Origin of the sequence: Candidatus Nitrosarchaeum limnium BG20, from assembly GCF_000241145.1 — an archaeon.
GTDB lineage: Archaea > Thermoproteota > Nitrososphaeria > Nitrososphaerales > Nitrosopumilaceae > Nitrosarchaeum > Nitrosarchaeum limnae.
In genome coordinates this window covers 1-602 of record NZ_AHJG01000333.1, presented here as the reverse complement: position 1 = coordinate 602, position 602 = coordinate 1, and the positions used below count along the sequence as shown (strand labels likewise).

Annotated in this window: 1 protein-coding gene; it reads left to right on the top strand. The window is 37.7% G+C overall.

The annotated features are described in order from the left end of the window. Nucleotides 1-602, top strand: a 602-nt coding sequence (locus tag BG20_RS11425) for a hypothetical protein (RefSeq protein ID WP_010195597.1), incomplete at both ends; no start/stop codon positions are given.

Here is a 602-nt window from a genome sequence, read left to right as displayed (position 1 = left end):
CTCCAGTAACAGAAATATCTGCAGAGAAATCTCAATCTGTACCAGTCTGGGTAAAGAATAATGCCGGATGGTGGGCAGACGGAACTATCACAGATGCGGAATTTGTAAATGGTATTCAGCATTTGATAAAAACTGGAGTAATCACAATTAATACTGAATCAAAATCCACAAACCCTGTTTCAGATGCTTCTGATTCAAAACTCGCTTCACTACAAGCAGACTTGGAAAAGTGTGCTGATGTTATTAAAGCATATGAAAGATTAAATTGTGAAAGAGCAGCAAAACTAAAAATCACAGAATATGAATATGTTCAAACAGCTACTCAGTATGTAGTTGGCCCTGCAACATTTTATTTTGTAGGTCCTGAGTTTGAGGTAAGTGATTCTGGACAAGCCTTATTGACCATCAAAATGCTTGTTAAAAATACAGGTTCAAATGAGAATGTCTCTTTGATGTGCACTGGTCCATCTATTTGTAACTATGATGTATGGAATGGTGAAAAGGCATTCAAGTATGCTGCAACTGACTTCACTAACGGAAACATTGTTCTGACTGCTGGACAAGCAAGAGAATTTTCAATGCTGTTTGGCCCACTAGTTCCA